20 protein-coding genes are annotated in these 19,902 nt (G+C 43.7%); 7 read left to right on the top strand and 13 right to left on the bottom strand.

Going from position 1 to position 19,902, the window contains the following annotated elements; genetic code table 11:
- Positions 1–578: 578 nt before the first annotated feature.
- The 5 genes from LOZ80_RS01500 to LOZ80_RS01480 all read right to left on the bottom strand — a co-directional run bounded on the left by LOZ80_RS01500 (position 579) and on the right by LOZ80_RS01480 (position 9,133).
- Entirely contained in the window at positions 579–1,475 is an 897-nt protein-coding gene (locus LOZ80_RS01500) for a hypothetical protein (RefSeq protein ID WP_238169773.1), read from the bottom strand.
- A gap of 136 nt (positions 1,476–1,611) precedes the next feature.
- Positions 1,612–2,490 carry a carbohydrate ABC transporter permease gene (locus tag LOZ80_RS01495; protein WP_238169772.1) on the bottom strand — a complete coding sequence of 293 codons (879 nt, stop codon included), beginning with the start codon at positions 2,488–2,490 and terminating at the stop codon, positions 1,612–1,614.
- Between the two features lie 13 nt (positions 2,491–2,503).
- Positions 2,504–3,403, bottom strand: a complete 900-nt coding sequence (locus LOZ80_RS01490; protein ID WP_238169771.1) for an ABC transporter permease — start codon at positions 3,401–3,403, stop codon at positions 2,504–2,506.
- A gap of 121 nt (positions 3,404–3,524) precedes the next feature.
- On the bottom strand, positions 3,525–5,240 hold the full coding sequence (locus LOZ80_RS01485) for an extracellular solute-binding protein (RefSeq protein WP_238169770.1): 1,716 nt from the start codon (positions 5,238–5,240) through the stop codon (positions 3,525–3,527).
- A gap of 179 nt (positions 5,241–5,419) precedes the next feature.
- Positions 5,420–9,133 (bottom strand): polysaccharide lyase family 8 super-sandwich domain-containing protein, encoded by a 3,714-nt coding sequence (locus LOZ80_RS01480; RefSeq protein ID WP_238169769.1) that lies wholly within the window; start codon positions 9,131–9,133, stop codon positions 5,420–5,422.
- A 302-nt stretch (positions 9,134–9,435) separates the two neighbouring features.
- Here LOZ80_RS01480 and LOZ80_RS01475 point away from each other — a divergent pair, with 302 nt between their 5' ends.
- Positions 9,436–10,425, top strand: a complete 990-nt coding sequence (locus LOZ80_RS01475; protein WP_238169768.1) for a ketoacyl-ACP synthase III — start codon at positions 9,436–9,438, stop codon at positions 10,423–10,425.
- Between the two features lies 1 nt (position 10,426).
- Here the strand turns inward: LOZ80_RS01475 and LOZ80_RS01470 are convergent, their stop codons facing one another.
- The 6 genes from LOZ80_RS01470 to LOZ80_RS01445 form a co-directional block, all read right to left on the bottom strand.
- Entirely contained in the window at positions 10,427–10,690 is a 264-nt protein-coding gene (locus LOZ80_RS01470; protein ID WP_238169767.1) for a hypothetical protein, read from the bottom strand.
- The gene (locus LOZ80_RS01465) at positions 10,690–11,034 is read right to left on the bottom strand and encodes an alpha-helical endospore appendage domain-containing protein (RefSeq protein ID WP_229757903.1); all 345 of its coding nucleotides are present in this window, start codon (positions 11,032–11,034) and stop codon (positions 10,690–10,692) included. The genes LOZ80_RS01470 and LOZ80_RS01465 overlap by 1 nt, the downstream gene beginning before the upstream one ends.
- Before the next feature lie 11 nt (positions 11,035–11,045).
- Positions 11,046–11,336, bottom strand: coding sequence for a nucleoside-diphosphate sugar epimerase (locus tag LOZ80_RS01460; RefSeq protein ID WP_238169766.1), 291 nt, complete (start codon positions 11,334–11,336; stop codon positions 11,046–11,048).
- Between the two features lie 72 nt (positions 11,337–11,408).
- Positions 11,409–12,140, bottom strand: coding sequence for a glycosyltransferase family 2 protein (locus LOZ80_RS01455; RefSeq protein ID WP_238169765.1), 732 nt, complete (start codon positions 12,138–12,140; stop codon positions 11,409–11,411).
- The gene (locus LOZ80_RS01450) at positions 12,131–13,243 is read right to left on the bottom strand and encodes a glycosyltransferase family 2 protein (RefSeq protein WP_238169764.1); all 1,113 of its coding nucleotides are present in this window, start codon (positions 13,241–13,243) and stop codon (positions 12,131–12,133) included. The genes LOZ80_RS01455 and LOZ80_RS01450 overlap by 10 nt, the downstream gene beginning before the upstream one ends.
- Before the next feature lie 4 nt (positions 13,244–13,247).
- Positions 13,248–14,036, bottom strand: coding sequence for a glycosyltransferase family 2 protein (locus LOZ80_RS01445; RefSeq protein WP_238169763.1), 789 nt, complete (start codon positions 14,034–14,036; stop codon positions 13,248–13,250).
- A gap of 218 nt (positions 14,037–14,254) precedes the next feature.
- Here LOZ80_RS01445 and LOZ80_RS01440 point away from each other — a divergent pair, with 218 nt between their 5' ends.
- Entirely contained in the window at positions 14,255–15,172 is a 918-nt protein-coding gene (locus LOZ80_RS01440; protein ID WP_238169762.1) for an NAD-dependent epimerase/dehydratase family protein, read from the top strand.
- 63 nt (positions 15,173–15,235) lie between these two features.
- On the opposite strand, the gene LOZ80_RS01435 is transcribed toward LOZ80_RS01440, so the two are convergent.
- Positions 15,236–15,583 carry a hypothetical protein gene (locus LOZ80_RS01435; protein WP_238169761.1) on the bottom strand — a complete coding sequence of 116 codons (348 nt, stop codon included), beginning with the start codon at positions 15,581–15,583 and terminating at the stop codon, positions 15,236–15,238.
- 194 nt (positions 15,584–15,777) lie between these two features.
- On the opposite strand from LOZ80_RS01435, the gene LOZ80_RS01430 reads away from it, so the two are divergent.
- The 5 genes from LOZ80_RS01430 (at position 15,778) to LOZ80_RS01410 (ending at position 19,409) form a co-directional block, all read left to right on the top strand.
- Entirely contained in the window at positions 15,778–16,185 is a 408-nt protein-coding gene (locus tag LOZ80_RS01430; protein ID WP_238169760.1) for a hypothetical protein, read from the top strand.
- 138 nt (positions 16,186–16,323) lie between these two features.
- A complete protein-coding gene (locus LOZ80_RS01425) occupies positions 16,324–16,671 on the top strand; it encodes a hypothetical protein (protein ID WP_238169759.1) in 348 nt (115 codons plus the stop codon).
- A gap of 34 nt (positions 16,672–16,705) precedes the next feature.
- Positions 16,706–17,770 carry a glycosyltransferase family 4 protein gene (locus LOZ80_RS01420; RefSeq protein ID WP_238169758.1) on the top strand — a complete coding sequence of 355 codons (1,065 nt, stop codon included), beginning with the start codon at positions 16,706–16,708 and terminating at the stop codon, positions 17,768–17,770.
- A 22-nt stretch (positions 17,771–17,792) separates the two neighbouring features.
- Positions 17,793–18,164, top strand: a complete 372-nt coding sequence (locus LOZ80_RS01415; protein ID WP_238169757.1) for a hypothetical protein — start codon at positions 17,793–17,795, stop codon at positions 18,162–18,164.
- An 18-nt stretch (positions 18,165–18,182) separates the two neighbouring features.
- Positions 18,183–19,409, top strand: a complete 1,227-nt coding sequence (locus LOZ80_RS01410) for a beta propeller repeat protein (protein ID WP_238169756.1) — start codon at positions 18,183–18,185, stop codon at positions 19,407–19,409.
- 55 nt (positions 19,410–19,464) lie between these two features.
- Here the strand turns inward: LOZ80_RS01410 and LOZ80_RS01405 are convergent, their stop codons facing one another.
- Positions 19,465–19,875 carry a hypothetical protein gene (locus LOZ80_RS01405; protein WP_238169755.1) on the bottom strand — a complete coding sequence of 137 codons (411 nt, stop codon included), beginning with the start codon at positions 19,873–19,875 and terminating at the stop codon, positions 19,465–19,467.
- Positions 19,876–19,902: the final 27 nt, after the last annotated feature.

Here is a 19,902-nt window from a genome sequence, read left to right as displayed (position 1 = left end):
CTTATTTCCACGAAAAGCGCCGAATTTCTCGTGAAACAGCAAAATAGCGCCCTGCAGTTCCCTCACCCTCGCGATAATGCCACCTTTGGCTATAATAGCGTACTGTAGTTCTCTCCCACACGAGGCAGCTGTAGTAACTCCGTTTTTACAATGAACCTTAAGGCTAGTCCAAGTCCCCTTACGAACTCAATACCCTCTATTCGATCAAAATCGCGCCTTCTGAAAATCTAACGAATCCCAGATGCTCTATTTCACCCAAATGATCACAATTCCACCTATCATGTGCTCGATAGCGCCAATCCAGTACATTAAATCTTCAAAGCAGCTATTTTACCGTCTATAAGCATCATACAGTTCCTTAGATGTTCTTGGAGGCAAAAATAAGAAAAGACTGCTTTGCAGCAGCCTTCTTCGGTCATTTTAAATACATTTCTTTATATTTGCCAGGCGTAACTCCCTCATATTTTTAAAATATCCGGATCAATGCGTTGACATCGCTGAAACCGACGAGACTTGATATCTCATTTAGGGTGTTGTTCTGACTCTCAATCAATTCCTTTGCTTTCACAATACGAACTTTATTCATGTAATCGAAGCCCTTCTCCTGTTTGCTCTCTGAATAATTTGGATAAATAGATTGATTTCATATCAAATCGTGAACCAATCATGGAGATATTCATATCTGCGTCCTGATAATCTGGAGGGATTTCGCCCAGCGCTTCATTTTGAATTTCATTGAAAGAAATAATTTCTTTTCTGCCCATAATAAGCTTATATTCCATCGCGTCAACGGACTCTTTGTAGGCAATCGACAGATTGACAATGGACGTGTGAATGTTGCTGATTGAAACCGTAAGTTCGATTTTAAATTTATTTTTCAAAAATTGCTGCGCTTCACCTGCCATCTGACGCAGTTCGGTCAAGCCGCCTGCCTGCTCTGTGTCACGGAAATTGATGATGCAGGCGAGCATGTCATCGATCTCCGTCATATATCCAATATGCCTTGCGTTTATGATTTCCTCAACAACATTTGCCACTATAAACTGAAGCAGTCTAGACTTTTCATTCTCACTCTTTCCATCTATACTCGAAAAAAACAGCTCGTTTGCTTCTACATAAAATAAAAGAACGGCATAATGTTCACTGTCAAAGTGCATCTCGAAAGCAGGCAGCGCATCCTCTATCGGGATTTGGTTGTCTAACCTGCCTTTTAATAACCTGTTCATAAAATTAGATCGCAGCAAATAATTCTGCTGCTTGAGACGAACTTTTACTTGTTCCTTTTCATTTACGGTGTTGGAGATCATGTGCTGTATAAATTGAAATTCGTTACTCCCCTCATGTAATCGATCAGCCGAGTCAGCTTTGAGGGTTTCATGGAAGAAGCCTTGATCTTCAGAAAGAACCCGATTCGTTAATACCGGATGCTGATTCGTTTCCAAGGTGGATAAAAGAATTTGGTTCTCTTTATTCAAAACCAGCACCTCGCCTCCATTGAACAATTGAACGTTCTGGAGGGCACTGAGTAGCTTGGAGCCGTCAATTAGAATGACTACTACTCCCTCAGGCTTCGTACCAACTGCTCTCGGTTTGAAAAGGTAGCAATTTGGCTTATTCTTTGACAGATCCCAACGTCATTCCTTTCACAAAATATCTTTGCAGCACTGGATAAACGAGCAAGATCGGAAAAATTCCAATGAACATAAGTGCCGATTTAAGCGAGCGTTCCGATAGTTCCTCCAAATCAGACGGGTTGAGACCGATCTTGGTATAATCAAATCCAGCAATTAAGGCTTGAAGAAATGTAGCTAGCGGGAATTGATCGGCTTTGTTCATATAGATCATACCATCGAACCAAGAGTTCCAATGAAACACCATGGTAAATAAGGATAGTGTTGCTATAGAAGGCAATGATATTGGGAGAAATATCCTGAACAAGACACGGAAATGTCCAGCACCGTCTATCATAGCTGCTTCTTCCAGCTCTTTGGGGATTCCTCGAAAGAAATTCATCATTAGCACAACATTGAAGACGTTCACTGCGACAGGTATGATCAAGGCCCATATCGTGTTGGTCAACCCTGACTTTTGGACGACTAGATAAGTGGGAATTAATCCACCATGAAACAACATGGTAAATACGAAAAACCAGGCGTAAAACGTTCTCCCTTTAAAATACCGATCCTCTTTCGACATCGAATAGGCAGCTAGCATCGTAAGGAACATCGTGATTAACGTGCCTAATCCTGTCCTGAGTACACTCACTTTAAATGCAATAATGAAATTGTTGCTATTCAACGCCGTCTTATAGGCAGCAAGATTAAATCCAACCGGCCAAAATTTAACCAAATAAGAAGTCGTCGCATAATCCGAACTTAGAGATACAGCTAAAACATGGACCATCGGCAATATACATAGAAATGCTATAATTGATAATAAAAAATTATTGGTGATATGAAACAGTCTGTTTGAAAACGATGATTTGAGCATAGCATATATCCTCTCAGAATATCTTGTAATTCGCATATTTGGACGCTAGTTTATACGTAGTGGCAATTAAAATAAACCCAATGATCGATTTAAAGAATCCTACTGCAGTAGCTAGACTAAACGAACCTTGTTGAAGACCTACACGATAAACATACGTGTCAATAATATCTCCTTTGGGATATACCAATGGATTGTACATGTTAAATACTTGATCAAACCCCGCATTTAGAATATTCCCCAGTGATAATGTCGCAATAACAATAGCGATAGGAATGACTGCTGGAATCGTAATATGAACCGCTTTTTGCCAATTATTAGCTCCATCAATGTCAGCAGCTTCATACATATTCGGATTGATTCCTGCCATAGCCGCCAAGTAGATAATGGTTCCAAAACCAAATTCTTTCCAGACATCACTTGTGACTAACGTAGTTCGAAACCAGTTCCCGCTTTGCAGGAAAGCGATGTTTCCAAAGCCTAACCATCCAAGAAATTGATTGATCAAGCCATTCGTAGACAACATATCGGTTAAAATACCGCCAAGAATTACCCAATTAATAAAGTGCGGTAAATAAATAAGGGATTGAATTGTTCTTTTATATAAAACAACCCGTACTTCATTGAGAAATAAGGCAAAACTAAAAGGAACAATGGAACCAGCTATAATTTTAAATATCGCAATAAATAAGGTATTCCATATAACTTGCAACGCAGTAGGATCATGGAACATAAATTTAAAATGCTTTAACCCAACAAATGGAGACTTGAAAACCCCCAGCCAAGGCTTGAAATCCTCAAAGCCGATCATAAACCCAACCATTGGAATATAATTGAAGATGATTAGTAAAATGACGGATGGTAATAGAAACACATGCAACGGCCATGTTTTTCTTAGATTCAAATAGGTTTTCATTCAAATAATCTCCTATCGACTTTCAATATCGCGGAAAAAAGCTGATTTTGAAAAAACTAAATACGGAGAAACATAGTGAATCTTTGTACTCCGTATTTGTTTTCCTTATGAAGTCAGTTCCTTATTTCTGTTTGGCAACAGATTCATTAATCTCTTTGGTAATTTGTGTGCCACCTTGCTCATGCCATTGCTTAAGGAAGGTATCAAAATAATCCGGTTTCTGTTTCCCATAAATAATCTGTAAGTAAGCTTGATCCTCCAACGCATTCAGCTGCTCCCATTTTTCTTTCATTGTTGGGGTATTAGCGCCATAGAATCCGTTTTTCACATCCTTGTCCATTTGCAGGTAACCCACGGAAAAACCATCGATTGCCAATTTGTCATTGCTTGCAGCTAATTTTTGTTCAAATACATTATCCAATTTACCCGCCGCAACACGCTGGTAGATGCTCGGACCTTCCATTACATTCGTTGGTGCCGTTCCATTTGAAGGAAAAATTAAATATCGGCTAAGATTGACAATTCCATCTGGAACCGTTTTCCAATCCGGCTTTCCATCTTTCATTACGTAATCGTACCCTTCCCCTTGCCCTACCGCGAATGGACATTTAGGATCTTCGATCAGGCAGCCATACATGGTGTCATAATATTTAAAAATGGCTTCCATATTATCAAATCCCTTACGAAATACATAAGTACCGTAGGATGGCTGCGATTCCTGCCGTCCAACCTCACCCGTAATTCCGGAAGGGATCGGATAGGGTTTGACATTAAGCGTTTGATTCTTGCTCTTCGCTTCCGATACTGCAGTTCCAATTGGCCAAGCGCCTGCCCAACCTGCGGCAATTGCAATCCCCGCTTTCCCTGAAGTGAAATCAGCCATAGCTTTTGCTGCATCCATTGTTCCAAAATCAGGATTAAAATAACCTTTGCTAAACCATTGATTTAATTTGGCAAGACCTGCTTTGACAGTTGGACGGTTGGCACCGTATTGCAATTGGCCATCTGGCCCTTTGAGCCACATATAGGGCTGATCCTGTCCGAAAATAAACTCGGTATTGGTCATATAATTATTAGTTGGTTTGTGGTAGCCTGTGTTTGCGCCAAATGCCATACCGAATGTATCTTTTTTGCCATTTCCATCCGGATCTTGATTCGTAAACGCATCCAATAATTTTTCAAATTCCTCAATATTGGTTGGGGCTTTCATTTGCAGCTTATCCAGCCAATCCTGACGAATCCACATGATATTCTCGCCAACCACTCCATTTGAAACATCCGGCAAACCAATGACCTTGCCGTTTCTTTTAGCTGTGGCCCAAACTGCCGGGTTTTTTTCGTATAAATTTTTTAATCTGGGTGATGCATATTTCTCATACGCTTCGTCAATCGTTTGAATTTTACCGGAATCAATCAATTCCTCAAGCAAGCTTCCCCCTGTATAAAGAACATCCGGCAGCGTTTCTCCGCTTGCCATCGCCAAGCGTACCTTCGTCTCGAATGCCGCCGTATCAGTAACTACCCATCGAAATTTAGTTACAATTCCCAAGTTCTCACTTAACCATCGAGTGACCGGATTATTCTCTGGCGTATCTCCAAAGCGGAGTTTATCTGAAGGTCTCAACGTAATAGCGGCGGATATCGTAACCGGAGGATCAAATTTGGTACGGTCATTCGATTGCGGAGTCTTTGTAATGCCTGTCGCAACTGGACTAGCTGAATTCGTCGGACTGGCACTTACCGATGCCTCATTACCTTCGCCTGTACACCCGGCAATTATGCTCATGCAAAGGGTGATACCTGTTAATATTGCTGCTGTTCTGCGATACCTTTTCATGTAAACCCCCCTATGGAATGTATCTTACACTGTTTATTATTGCATTCGTCACAACTGAATGAAATGATCGATATTTAAGATTATGAACTTTGATTAGTCATTACTATCATGAAAAAAGCTTTCCTTTGCCACTAGGCATTGGAAAGCTCGTTCACTCATCTAGACTTTGCTCTAATTGCTCACAACTTACTTGTAATCACGGCTTTGGCAAACACCGGAGTCCAAACGTTTACCGAGTCGTTAAATACGATTTTCAAGTACTTGGTGCCTGCGGGTAATGCTTTGTCATAGCTAACCTTATGATAATTAGTTCCTACACCCGGCACCAGCGTCCTGGCAGGAGCAACTAAGGTATAGGTAACATTATCAGGCGACGAATAGAATTCAAAATCCATAATCGGTTCATTGTATGCAAACCAAGTATCCACAGCGAATGAATCCATATTCATACTCCCAAAGGCCTTATAAACAATATTTTCATGCAAATTTTTTGTTCTTGATAATTTGGAAGTATCTCCTCCCATTTTTGCCGCATTTGAAGTACTAAACACTAAATTAGGCGAATGTGAGAATATTTTTGTATAATCATACACATCATCCACTACAGTCACACTGCTGGTTGGTGGGATTGGATCAGAGGTATTGTATGAAATCGACAACTTATGCGAAACCCCATCCTTTGCCTCTGTATTCACTTCAAATTTTATCGTAGGACTTAATTGCAAAATTGTAATGGTTGGGTCTTTTTGAATCAAGGAAGCTCCTGTTTTTGTGATCTCATACGTAATCTTGTTCTGAAGATGTGTAGGATCGGACACAGTAATATCCAGTCCACCAGCTTGATCCTTTAGCATAATGGATGAAGGATTATAGGCAATAATACCTGCGGCAATATCCGGAGTCCAGAAATTAGCCCCTGTAACGCCAAGTCCGTTTTCTTTGACCATTTGAACACTTGAGGTGTTAGCAATGATCGAAATATCCGGATTGTTACTATAAGCGGTTGTTTGTTGTGCCGTCTTGTTTGGCAGCATCACATAAGAATAGTCTTTATCAACGGGATTGATGCCATGATCATACCAGAGGGTGAGGTATTTTTTATTTACCATTGCCGTCCCCCCCAATGAACTCAACTGCGCCCAGCTGCCTTGTCTGGATTCTCTAAGGCCTTTAATAGCAGCAGGTTGAGGGAAATAGTATCCTCCCGTACCTTCCATATATACGGTAGAAACATTAGCCATGTTCTCCGTCCACCCCATGCCGGCAGGCTTAGTAACTCCGTTGACGATAAGCTGTTCGTCCCCGTTGTATTTGGTTGACGTATGCACGGGAGTTAAGACAGTCCCCAATGGATTAGGCGCATAGAATTGAATTTCTGAAAGCCGATTGCTTAGATCTATATCGCTCCCGTGGAATATGATCTTCACATATCTGGCAGTCGAATCTATAAGATCATACGCTTTAATTTCAGATGTTAATGTACTTTGACCGCTGAATACCGTTGTCCACGTGGTATCATTCGTTGAGGTCTGAATGTCAAATGAATATTGGCGGATACTGCCGATGAAGAAGCCTATTCCTGCGTATCCGACCGTCACATTGCTACCGAGATCATATTTCAGCGAATTGCCATCGCCTACAGATGACCAACGTGTAAAGATATCATTATCAATCGTTTCGAGATTGTTCGTTGTGGATAAAGCTTTCAAAGGAACAACCGAAATGGGAATAATTAAATTTTGAGGATGTGGAGCATAAATTTGCACTTCGGTGATGTGGTTGTAATCGTTAGACGTATTACCATGTCCCACAATCTTCACATATCGCGCATTGACATCTGGAAAGTCAAACACTTGAATATCCGAAGCGCTTCCCCCTACAGTGGTGCTGCCGCTATATACCGTAGTCCACACCGTACTATTACTGGACACTTGGATATCGAAGCTGCTGGCTCTGGCGGTTTGACTTAAGAAATTGAGGCCAACATACCCCACAGGCTGCACTTTGCCTAAATCGTATTGAATCCACTGACCATTACCTACGGATGTCCATCTGGTATTCAGATTATTATCTAACGTATTCTCCGGCAAATTGCCATCATTGCTGCTGTCGGTTACCTGGTTTACCTTTATTCTCATAGGTTCGCTTCCTGTTGGAGCAGCAACTGCCGAATTCGTATCGATACCATGAGCTATACTTGCTTTATTCAGACTTCTGTTCTCAATTGTTGTTTCGATAACTCTGCTATCCGTACTGTTGATTCCACTACCTAAAGCGACAATTTCATCATCAAACGTGAACCAGGATTTTTTGGCTTTCAGCGTGCTTCCATAGGCTTTCAAGTCCATTCCAACCGCTGCGTATTGATTAAGCAGTTCTGTTCCTCCTGTCCATGTATTGGGACTTAAATAGGCTGCACCAGAATTGTCTGATCTAACCATTGTGTCTACGGTTGTGCCTGGCAAACGGTATTTGTTTATCGTAGGCCAATAGTCGGTATATTGGAGAGCATCATTATTATATAAGTAAGTCATGCCTTCACCTGTATACCAACCCTTGTAATTTTGATTAATACCCGTTTCATAATTCGCAATTCGCTTGGAGGACATACTGACACCAAATCCGAATCCTGGTTTCAAGCTGATGGCTCTGTCCATACCTGCATACACTTTGGCTAACGAAATCTCTCCTCTTGGGATGATGCTTGTGTCATTCATCACATCCTTAACCAACTGAAGAATGCTCAACGTTGCCTCCCTATTGAAGCTTGAAGCAGGATCCTGTTGAAGCCAATACTTGACCATGGACTTCATTCTCTGAGCATCTGTTGGGGCTGCTATCTGGGCCAAACGCAAAATGCCACCCGCTACTTTATTGCCGATAACCCGGCCTTGCGTGGCATCCCTTGAAATTTCTCTGCCCCTAACCATGTCCATCATGAAGCCATTATAGATGAGAGGCTCATAGGCGTCATAAACCCATTTAAAAACATTAGGCAGGCCCACATAGGTGGATTGCCATTGCGAACCGTTCAACAAATACAAGACATTCGCAATATCCGGCAAAAGGTTTGCTCCGTAACCTCCATTGTAAGAAAATAACAAATGCTGAACGAATGAACCATCTTTATAAAACCCGTCTTCAGAAACAACATAATCCATGACTTGATTTAATGCATCCCTGGCAGCCGTCAGTTTAGTACTCGATTTCATAATAACACCTTGCACCGCGACGATCTGGGACTTCCAAATGCGATTAGCGCCTGTCGCTTCATTAACGAATCCAGGTTCATGCATCGATATCATGGTGGGGTCAGGCGAATAATGTGAAACCGCATTCATATAATTGGTGATTTTATTCGGAGTAGCTATCAAATCATCATACATGAGTATAACGGTGTCATTAAGTTGAAGTGGTGTAGCAATCTCCAAATCGTACCATGTATACCATGTCTCAGCCCCCATGGATTCGTTATATCGATTGGTATACAGCCAGTCGAGCGCACCAATGATATCCGTTTTCAGTGTTGCATTGCCATAAAGACTTGATCCATATGTTTTGTAAGCAACAGCCATTTCCTTGATTCGAGTAAAGTTAATAGTCGTGTAAGTTGCATTAGCAGCATCGCTTATTTCGGACCACAAGTAGGTTCTGCCTGCAGATTTATTCATACTGCCCCAACTTGTCTGGGCAGCCATGACGAGTTTTTGGGCGATATCCGGATCAGCCGTATTGTATCCTGTGCCTCCAGTTAGGGTATCCGCCCATTTTATTCTCAAATCATCATATGCATCGCTCGCGCTTGCACTTCTAATTCCAATTTGTGAAAAACAGGAGAATAAAAGACTCACAATCACAAGCATACCTAGTCTTTGCTTTAAACTCTTCAACATTGCAAACCACCGTCGCTTTCGAATTTAATGTTTAATATGGCTTAGATAACCTAATTAATCACTCTCCTTTCAGGATTAATTATTGCATCCATAATAGGTGAATAAAATGAACGTTCCTAAAGATCATGAACTTTAATTAGCTATGTTTCTATTAAAATCCCATTGTTCCGAACTTATTTTGCATTAAATCCAGCCAATTAGGCAAAACAACAATTGAATTGACATTACGACTCCAATTCGTTAAAGTGAAAGTATAAATTAGTACCTAGTACTAATACCAAATACTAAAAGGAGTGATTTTCATGACTGCCTCAACTCCCCTGCAAGCCCGCATCTCTGCCATCGGCACTTACGTGCCTTCTCATATTCTAAGCAACGCCGATCTTCAAGACATGGTTGATACGAATGACGAATGGATTGTACAGCGCACAGGCATCCGCGAGCGCAGACTTGCTGCTGCCGATGAATTCACAAGCCATCTATGTATAGCTGCTGTGCAGGATATGCTCGGCAGATATCCCGCTTCGCTCGACGGGATTGAGCTCATCATCGTAGCTACGCATACCCCGGATCTGCCGTCTACCCCGGTTGCCTGCCAGATTCAGGCGCACTTCGGGTTGCCTGCAACGGGGGCTTACGACCTTAATGCCACCTGTGCCGGCTTTGCTTACGCACTGCATACGGCAAGTGCACTGGTCGCTGCCGGCGTGCACCGCAAAGTTCTGGTGGTCGGCGCCGACTCCCTGTCCAAAATAACGGATTATACCGATCGTTCCACTTGCATTCTGTTTGGCGATGGCGCCGGTGCTGTCGTCGTAGAGCGCGAAGAACAACACCCTGCGTTTATAGCGCATCATATGGGATCGGACGGTTCTGGCGGCAAGCATGTGTACCGTACTGGCTTGTCCACGATGTGGCAGGACATCCCGCTGACGGGCGACGGCAAGCTTGTCCAGAATGGCCGCGAAGTCTATAAATTCGCGGTAACAACAGTTCCGCAAGGCATCGAGAAGCTGCTTGCCAAGAGCGGATTGACGCAAACAGCGATCGATTGGTTTATTCCTCACAGCGCTAACTTGCGAATTATTGAATCCATATGCGAGAAAAGCGGAATACCTGTGGATAAAGCTCTCTATAGTCTGGAGTACTTGGGCAACACTTCCGCGGCATCCATTCCGCTAGCTCTAGATTTGGGGATCAAAGAAGGGAAAGTTAAGGACGGGGATACCCTTTTAATTTATGGTTTTGGCGGGGGGCTTACGCACGCAGGATTGATCGTGCGCTGGGGGTAAGTCAACGCGTGATTTGCTTGTTAATCCATGGCTTGCCTGGTGTTCCCACATAGCGCACACGCCGGTTTTGTTTGGTCAATTTCTGGATTAGCGTACGCTGATAGCCACTCAGTGCAGCCAAGTTCTCTGCCAGATGACTAGCCATCTGCTCAGAGGTTTCAACCTGATCGGCAATGGTCTCTAAGATTCGGCATATGGCTCGCTGGCTTCGCGCCAGCGAGGTCAGCATATGCAGTTCAATGGTTTCACGATTCGCTGCTTTCATTACTTGTCATCCTCACCGAATGAAAATAGGTTGCCCATGCCGCCCGAGCCGCCAGAATTTCCGGAACCGGACTCATTTTGCCCAAGAAGTGCTTGCATATGACGGTTTAATGAGTTCTCCATCTTCGTCAAACCATCAATAAGTTCAATCACATATTCATGAATTTCTCCGGTTTGTTTCATTTGATTTTCATGCCCCTCTAAGTTGGAAGAATTAATATGGTGGCATATCCAATTGCGCGATTTCTCCGCTTCAACCACTCTAGCCTCCAACATTAAGGCGATTTCATGCTGCAGCTTCGCCGTAGCATCCAGCATATGCAAATAAAGATCATTTCTGTTCAAGTCGGATCCCTCTATTCCTCATCTTCAGGTTCTTTCATTTCTTTCATCACAATTTCCGTCTGCTGAGCAATGGCTTCTTCCAGATTAGCAAGGCTGTTCAAGTAAGCCGTTATATTTTTGGTCAACTGCAAAGCCTGTTCCTGCAGCATGCTGAGGCCTTCAAAATCGGGGTGCGAATCTGGTATATCGTTCGCAATGCCGGCCATCTGCGTCGAAATACTTCGCTTTGCTTCCAGAATTCTGGACATCTCATGGTGTGAGGCCGCTATATGGGAAATGATCGTCGTTACCCGCTGTTCCAATCTGTTTCGCCTCCAAATCCGCTTTTTCACTTTAAGTTATGCAGCCATGCAGCGAACGGTGTCTGCCTCAAGTTATTCTATAAAGGTATGGGGATCAACGCCCCATTTATCTATAAATTTCTGACGATTTTGCTGCAGCAGCGCTTGCACGGCCTCATAGCCTTTCTTATGAAAACTGGCGCTCCCATGATGGAAAATAAAACAATCGCCGACAATTAATAAACGGTAACCAGCCAAACGCGTGCGATAACAGAAATCGTCATCTTCAAAATGTCCTGGCGAAAATCGCTCATCCATGAATCCGATTTGATCCAGCAGCTCCCTTTTAAAAAGCAAGGAAATTCCGACCAAACGGGTTGTATCTTGCCAGATTGCAGGATTCGGCGTGTTATATTTGGCTACCATCTCATTGATATTGGTATAGGGCTCCTGAATCTGCTGTTTGCCGCTCGCATAATTAGTCATCGGTCCAACCATACCTACATCGTCGCTGCTGTAAAGGGCACGCAGCATGTTGTCCAGCCAGTTCGGAGTTGCTAATGTATCGTTGTTCAGCAGCATCAAGGCGTTGCCTGTGGCGATATGAAGACCATAATTACAAGCTACAGGGAAGCCGCGGTTAATGGGAATAGCAACGAGCTTGAGACGTTCTCTATGACAATACTCCAACGTGCCATCTTGGGAACCGTTGTCCACAACGATGATTTCATAAGGCACGGAAGTGTGCCTGCGAATGGATGCCACGCACTCTTGCAATAAATTTAGACCATTGAATGTCGGAATGATGATACTCGTTACCTGCATGCTACTTCCCCCTCGAGGAATTCCCTTTTTCGAATGATATCAGGAAACACAATACGCTCTCCTCTCGACTTCATGGCAAAGTTCAGCGCTTCGACATGATCGCCGATAATCAACCGGGCAACAGGGTTATTTCTCCCCTTGTTCATCTTGCGAATGCGATTGACGGATACGACATTGATGCTGGCTGGCGCTGTTATTCGAAGTCCGTTCAAGATCGCATTAACCTGCGCTTTGGGCGGTACCATGAGCTCTGCACAGCCCATTTGCGTAATCGCTTTGCGAGATAAGGCATGTGGTACCGCAGTTAGTGAATTGGCATTCAAGTCCGGCCGCTTCATGGACACGTTCAGGAATCGCTTCATAACCGTCACAGAATCCCACTGCGAGAATGTCGGTAAATACGGGGATATATTATTCAAAGCAAGATCATGACCACGTTCTATCGCATAGATAAAAGGAAGCAATTTCTCAGCGCCAACTACAAAATCGCCATCCAAGAAGAGCAAAATGTCCGAGTGCGATAATTTGGCTCCGATGGCTCTGCCGACGTCATGGCCCAGTGGATCGGGATAATGCACAATGAGCGCATGGGAATGGGCCTTAACTTTCTCCAAAGTATGATCATTAGAGCCATTCACAATAATAATGATTTCATCCAGCGGTAAGCGATTCAACTGCTCAAGTACCTTAACAATGGTTCGTTCCTCGTTCATGACACAAACAACAGCTCCGACGGACTTGGCTGTCGGCATTAACACCCAATCCGGAAGTGGCAGTTTGGCCGCTTTGCAATAACCGGAGACGTATCCTCTGGCAGCAGCTTCATAGCTTGGGGCATTGGACAGAAGCAACTCAGAAGACGATCTCTGCATCCAATGGTTGTTCAGAGCTTTCTTCTGGTAACCCTCTTTGGTAATATCAAATTTCAGCGCATCTTCCTGACCCGCCCGACTCCCCCAGTTCTGCCAATACAATTGAGTTCTTGTTCGTTTGGGAGTAAAATTCTTACGAAGGCGTGGCGAAGACCGCTTAGGACTTACTCTTTTTTTATTCATCGGGACAGCTAAGCTCTGAGCGCTTCTTCTCTTGATGTTCGGTTTCATCGGCTCACCTCATCATTTCTCTTACGCGCAACTGATCGTGTATGCTTGCTCGTTCACCAGATACTCCAACCAACCAGCTAATCGCTTCCAGGTGATCACCAATGATTAAGTCGCCAATGGGATCAGACGCTTTGGGCCTTCTGCGGATACGATTGCGAAGTCCCACTTGAATGAGTTGGGTTGCTTTTATATGAAGTCCATGATGTGCCGCTATCGCTTGCGCCAGTGGAGGAACTGCCAAATTATCAGCTCCGATCATGTTCAGTGCTTTGCGGCTTATCGCATGCGGAATCGTCGTCATGGAGGCACCTAGCAAATCGGGACGATTAATGATTGCATTTAGAGCGTGTTTCGCTAACACAACGCGATGAACGCCAACCTTGGCCGTGCTTCCGTTATATTTATTTAAAGCGACATCCACACCACGCTGCACGGCTCTTACCAGCGGGATCACTTCTTTGGCTGCTACAACGAAATCAGCATCCAGGAAGAGTAGAATATCTCCCCTTGCTTCTTTCGCTCCAATACTTCTTCCTACATCATGTCCTAGCGGTTGATTAAACGAGATAACCCTTGCCCCTAATTGTGCTGCTACTCGTTTGCTCCCATCTGACGAACCGTTGTCAACCACGATGACTTCTGTTTGCGGGTGCACACGAAAGGCTTCCCGAATCACCTTGGCCAAGGTTCGTGCCTCATTGCAAACAGGAATGATGACGGATACTTTAGGCTGATGCAAGCTGACGCGCGCCACTAGCTGCTTCTGCTTCCGCTGAATACGTTGGTTACTCAATTCGTTCTCAACTCCTATCCATGACGGAATATCTGCTTTATGTATTCTATGATTAGAAAAGGAAGAGGACAGGGCAGAAGCCGTACAATAGGAAAACAGGCAGATGTACAGCCTATCCGTTCGGCTCAGTTCCTAGTGACAATCGGGCAGTTGCCTCGTACCCCCACCCTGCTGCTCACGTAAGATAGTGGATAAGATCAGAAAGCGAGGAATGCACGATGAAAGCTGTTGTTACTGGAGGTGCGGGATTCATTGGCTCCCATCTAGTCGATGAGCTGCTTGCCCAGCACTATGAAGTTCATGTCCTAGATAACCTGTCATCTGGAAAAATAGATTACATGCATCCAGAAGCCACTTTTCATCAAGTGGATATCTGCGATGAACAGGTGAAGTCGCTTATCGCTTCCATTCGGCCTGACGTTGTTTTCCACCTTGCGGCACAAGCCGATGTTCAGCGTTCGATTGCGAATCCAGGCCAAGATGCCTACATTAATCTGATCGGCACTATTCATCTCCTGGAAGCGGCTCGAGACGCAGGCGTTAACAAATTTATTTTTGCTTCTACATCTGCTGTCTACGGCAATTTACAAAAAGAGCGATTGGTGGAAACAGATGCTGCTTCTCCCATTTCTTATTACGGCTTATCCAAATTTGCCGCTGAATCTTACATCCGTGTTTTTCATCATCTCTATGGACTTCCCTATACCATTCTGCGGTTCGGCAATGTATATGGACCTAGACAAACAGCCAAAGGCGAAGGTGGCGTTGTAGCCGTATTTATGGATCGCATTCTGCAGGACACCACGCTTACCATTCATGGTGATGGCGAGCAGACGCGTGACTTTGTTTATGTCAAAGATGTGGTGCGTGCGATTCAGAAGTCCATTCCTCGTGGAAGTCAGGAAACCCTGCATATCAGCACGGGGCAAAGCACATCCATCAAAGAATTGGCACAGATTCTGTCTGAGTTTCATGGATCTAGGCTCCCTATTCGGCATACCTCCGCTAGACAAGGTGATATTAAGCATAGCTGCCTGGCGAATGAGAAAGCGGCCGAATGTCTGGAATGGCAGCCTCTGGACGATATGCGTTCAGGTCTGCTGAAAACATACCGATCCTACATGAGATCAGATTAGCAAAAGGTGCCCTCCATCATTCCTGGTCGAATGATGGAGGGCATCTTTTTACATACAAAGGAATCAGGACTGCCGCAAAAAATCTTCTTGCGTAAAAATTGCTATCACACTTCCATTGTGTTTAGCCTGCATCGTGATCGCCGTATACTGATCACTTTGGATATTCGTTACAAGCTGCAAAGAAAATGGTTCATAATTTGTAAATAGATCCGTGATTGTTCGTACGGAATTGGGTTGAGAGGCACTGTACACATGGTAGAGAAATAAGTGCGAATTTCCATTCCAATTCATTCCTTCAATTAAAACATCAAATTCTTCCGCACCTAGATTTTGTATCGTTAAATCGATGGATTGAATGTACCTAGAATTAACCGGGTGGTTTTCATTTGCATGAATACGGAAAATGGACATGCCGAATCCCTCCTTTTACAAACTCGCTATCATGGTATGAAGTTATGACAAAAATGTACGGGCATATTGGCAGTTCCATTCCCAAAAATGAAATCTATTCATCATTTTCATATAAATGGTCTTATTACTAGGGTAATAGACCACGCAACTTACTAGATTTCACATATATTACGAACAGAAGGAGGTGATTCACAATGACGTTCTCTATTCAAGATTTTGGTAAAAGCAATGCCGCTCAGTTCGCAAACTCCGTCAGTATTGCCATTCCTGCTTCTCCAAGTGGAGTAAAGATTGCCGAATTCGGACTTTCTGTTGTGTCAGGCGGTCAAGTGGTCTTAAAAGCAACTGTTGGTACGCAAGCTACTCTAGGTTCACCTGATATTTTGTATACTATTTTGCGTGACAATACAATTATTAATACAGTCCTGGCTTCTGATCTAACAGCGAATAAATTTAACGAGGTAGGATTTAACTATACCGATACTGGCCCGTCGAACGGTTATTTCGCATATAGCATTTTGGCAGAGATTACTAACAACATTTCAACAAATACAGCCAATGTTATCGGACCTGTTTCCTTCAGCGGAATCTCGCTTGCTTAATTCCTTATCTTAAATACAGCTGCGCTGCAGCTGTATTTTTTTGCAATTATATACGAGACAAGATACCTGCCCCTTTCGAAAGATCCCCTTCTTACGTAGGATAGTAAAAAACGAAATGACGTGGAAATGAGGAGAACTATGTCTATTTTTCAGCTTCATTCCAAAGCGGGTTACCCCATCGATGCCAGCTATATTCAGTCTTGCGATTTAGAAATTCGCAACCTACATGTACATGATTTGGATATCCTTATTCAGGTAAATAATGATTTTGGCATTTTCCATTATTCTCTACACAATTTGTCCGGTTTAAATCAACCGGGATCAACCCTTGTCATACCGGAAATATATACCCATCACGCCGCTTTTTCGTTCCTGCTGATTACAAACCTATTAACGACCAGTACGACGGCACTGACGCTATTTGCCAAAAACAACGGCCAAGTCATCGCCATTTTTACGCAAAATGAATTCATAAAGTTCGAATAAGACACATATTTTAACAACGGGGATGGCGAAGCATATGAAGGTGCTCTTTATTTTTTATACACCAAGCGGAGGTATGGAGACTCTTAATCGTCAAAGATCCAAAGCCCTGCGCCAATCCGGTATTGACTGTTATTTAGTATATTTGGAGCATGGGGCGGGTTTGCAGAACGTAGAAAACCATAACACATATGTGATGACCAGTGACCACCAAATCAATATCCTGCTGAAAAAAGTAAAGTTTGATGTGATCATTGTGACATCTAATTACAAACTTATTCCACGGCTGCGCCATATGGGGTTTAAGAAACCAATCATCTTTGAAGCACAAGGTTTAGGGTCAACCTATTCCGCTCGCTACGCACTTCTTGAGGCAATCCCCTATCTCACTGATTATGCAGATGCGCTACTCTACCCGAAAACCCCGCATCTTATCCAGCTCTTTCGAGAAATTTACCCCACATTCCAGCATTTCTCCTTTCATAACTGCATAGATAGCAAACAATTTACGTATCGTTCTCTCCCTATATTCTCCAATCCAATAATCGGTTGGGTAGGACGCATAGAAGCCAACAAAAACTGGCGTGACCTCCTAAGCATCTTTCACCGCTTACTTGCTTACAGACCCGATCTTAGGCTGTGGATGTTCGAGGATACGACAATGGGAGATGAAAAACAACTTTTCGAAGAAGCCTTAATTCAATTAGGACTATCCGCTTATATTATTCGCCATTCCAATATTCCTAACAAACAAATGTGTGATTACTATTCCATGATCGGAGATTCCGGAGGTTTCCTACTCTCTACTTCTGTTACAGAGGGCTTCGGCTATGCCATGGTGGAAGCCATGTGCTGCCGTTGTCCGATACTTTGTTCAGATTCAGATGGTGTACGAAGCTTCTTGCTTCCTTATACGACCGGAATGATGTATGCACAAGGCGATAAAGCGGAAGCTGTTCAGAAAGGTATCTATTATCTCATTAATCCCGCAGTTCGAGAGACCATCCGTATAGAGGCCAAACAGTATATCGAAGATCACTTTTCACTCGAAGCCTATTGTGTCAACTTTGTAGCCATGCTCGCTTTGTTAGGCATTTCCTAAAACATTAAAAAGGTGGTGCCTTGTGGCCTTTACAACAGGACTACTTATTAACCAAACAACTGGCAGTTCAGTGGCTAAAACGGTTATCGTCGGTGTCATCAACGATAACCCCCAGTTCTCCGCAAACGTAGCGCTTCTTGTCTTTCGCGTCATTTCCGGCAATACTCGATTACCTGCAGGCCAAGATCTTTTTAATCTTGGGCCTAATAAAATTTTCTTAAAGACCTATTCTTTGGTCAACGCTATTGCCTATGAAGTACAGATTGATTATTATAGCGCTACGAATGTAGCGCTGAGTGTATTCGGCGTGGATCAGGACGGCAATTTCGTGCCTAATCAACGTGTCTTAACGCCTGAACTCACACGGATTGATCAGTTAAGCAGTGTAAACTAATAAGGGAGGGATTATCCGTTGCCAGTAGTCAATATTACAGCTAGCCTCCCTGGTGCGCATTTCGAACCTGCAATCGCCGTAAGTGTCCTGAACCCAAATATTATTTGCGTAGTTGCTGCAGATACTACGACAGGTGCAACCCAAATCGGTATTTATCGAAGTATCGATGGAGGAGCAACGTTCACGACAGGTGTCTTGCCACTGCCTTCGGGTTGGGCAGGAGCAGAAGCGCCTACTATTGAATATACGTTGCCTAACATTTTTGTCGTGGGCATGCATGCCTTCAATGGGATTGAGGATGGAAGCATCTTCGTATATCACTCGGAGGATGATGGAGCTACGTTCAGCCCGCCAATCCTTGTCAAACAAGGGTACGGAACAGTTGTTCATTATGATATTCCCTATTTGGCAGTCGATTCATCACCATCCAGTCCTTATATCGGATTTGCCTATATTACATATGTACCGCTGTTTGATTTTGAATTTGGCAATGGAAACATGGCCATATTTTTTCAACGATCATTAGACACAGGAATCACATGGGAAAATCCCCTGCGAATCTCACTGCCTACGGGATTCCAGAATCGAGCTTCCACGGCTGTAGGCATCACTGGAGAAGTCTATGTAGGTTGGATTTTAACCGGTCCGGGGGCAGCCGTTTTCTTAATTCGACGATCTTTGGATGGCGGTGTCACATTTCAACCTGATGTGAATCAACTTCCTGCCAAGGTATCTGATGTAACGCTCGTACCTGAACAGCTTCCTGGTTACACGTTCCGCGTACTTACATTAGCCAGCTTGGCGGCCGATATATCCGCCGGTCCTTTCGGAGGCAACATCTACGCGACTTGGCAGGACAATCGCCAGGGATATTCCGACGTTTTCTTTTCCATCTCCCAAGATGGTCTCTTATGGTCAACACCACTGAGCATCACCGGCGCACCTGCAGGTTCGCAAAACTTCTTTCCTTATGTAACGGTTTCTCCATTTACCGGGAAACTATTTGTCACTTACTATACCAATCGCCTGAATCCCCCCCTACTCGATCTCTTTGTCGCTGAATCTTCAAACGGTGGGGCGAGTTTCATCAATCGCAGAGTCACAGAAGTGTCATTCGATCCGGACAGCCAGCCACTCATTGGTGATTACAATTCTGCCTCTGTGATTAAACCCCAAACCTTAGCAGCCGTCTGGACAGGAACCGTTGCACCTACCAATAAACTGGATGTTTTCTTCGGAACATAGGAAAGGCAGATCTCAAGTCTAATTTTCACTTGAGAACTGCCTTTTCTCTTAATCGTTATACCCGAGCAAGCGAAAGCCCGCTGAACACGACAGGTCCCACCACGTTAGCCCGATTGGATATGACATTATTCATAATTTCAGCCGTCAATGTATAGGACAAATAACCGGAAGGTGCATCTATATCTACGAAACTAAAGGAAACGCCGTTAAATTGATCCTGTGGCAAAGAACCTACGGTAATGGTGTATACGATAATGTTCCCGCGAATGATACTAAACAACACTTGCGGTGCTCCTAAAGTTGTTTGTGTACCTACCGTTGCATTAAGCATGACTTGGCCTGCTGGTTGTACTTGAACACCAAACTGCGCGAGTGTAATAGAACTCGGCGTGCTTAGAATCGGCTGAATAACCGAAGAAGAAAAGGAATACGGAACACTTCTGCCAAAGTCAACAACTTGAAACATACGTATCCAACACCTTTCATGATTAAG

The organism is Paenibacillus sp. HWE-109 (genome assembly GCF_022163125.1).
Taxonomy (GTDB): domain Bacteria; phylum Bacillota; class Bacilli; order Paenibacillales; family NBRC-103111; genus Paenibacillus_E.
The sequence above is the reverse complement of the archived record's forward strand: the minus strand, read 5'-3'. Positions and strand labels throughout refer to the sequence as shown.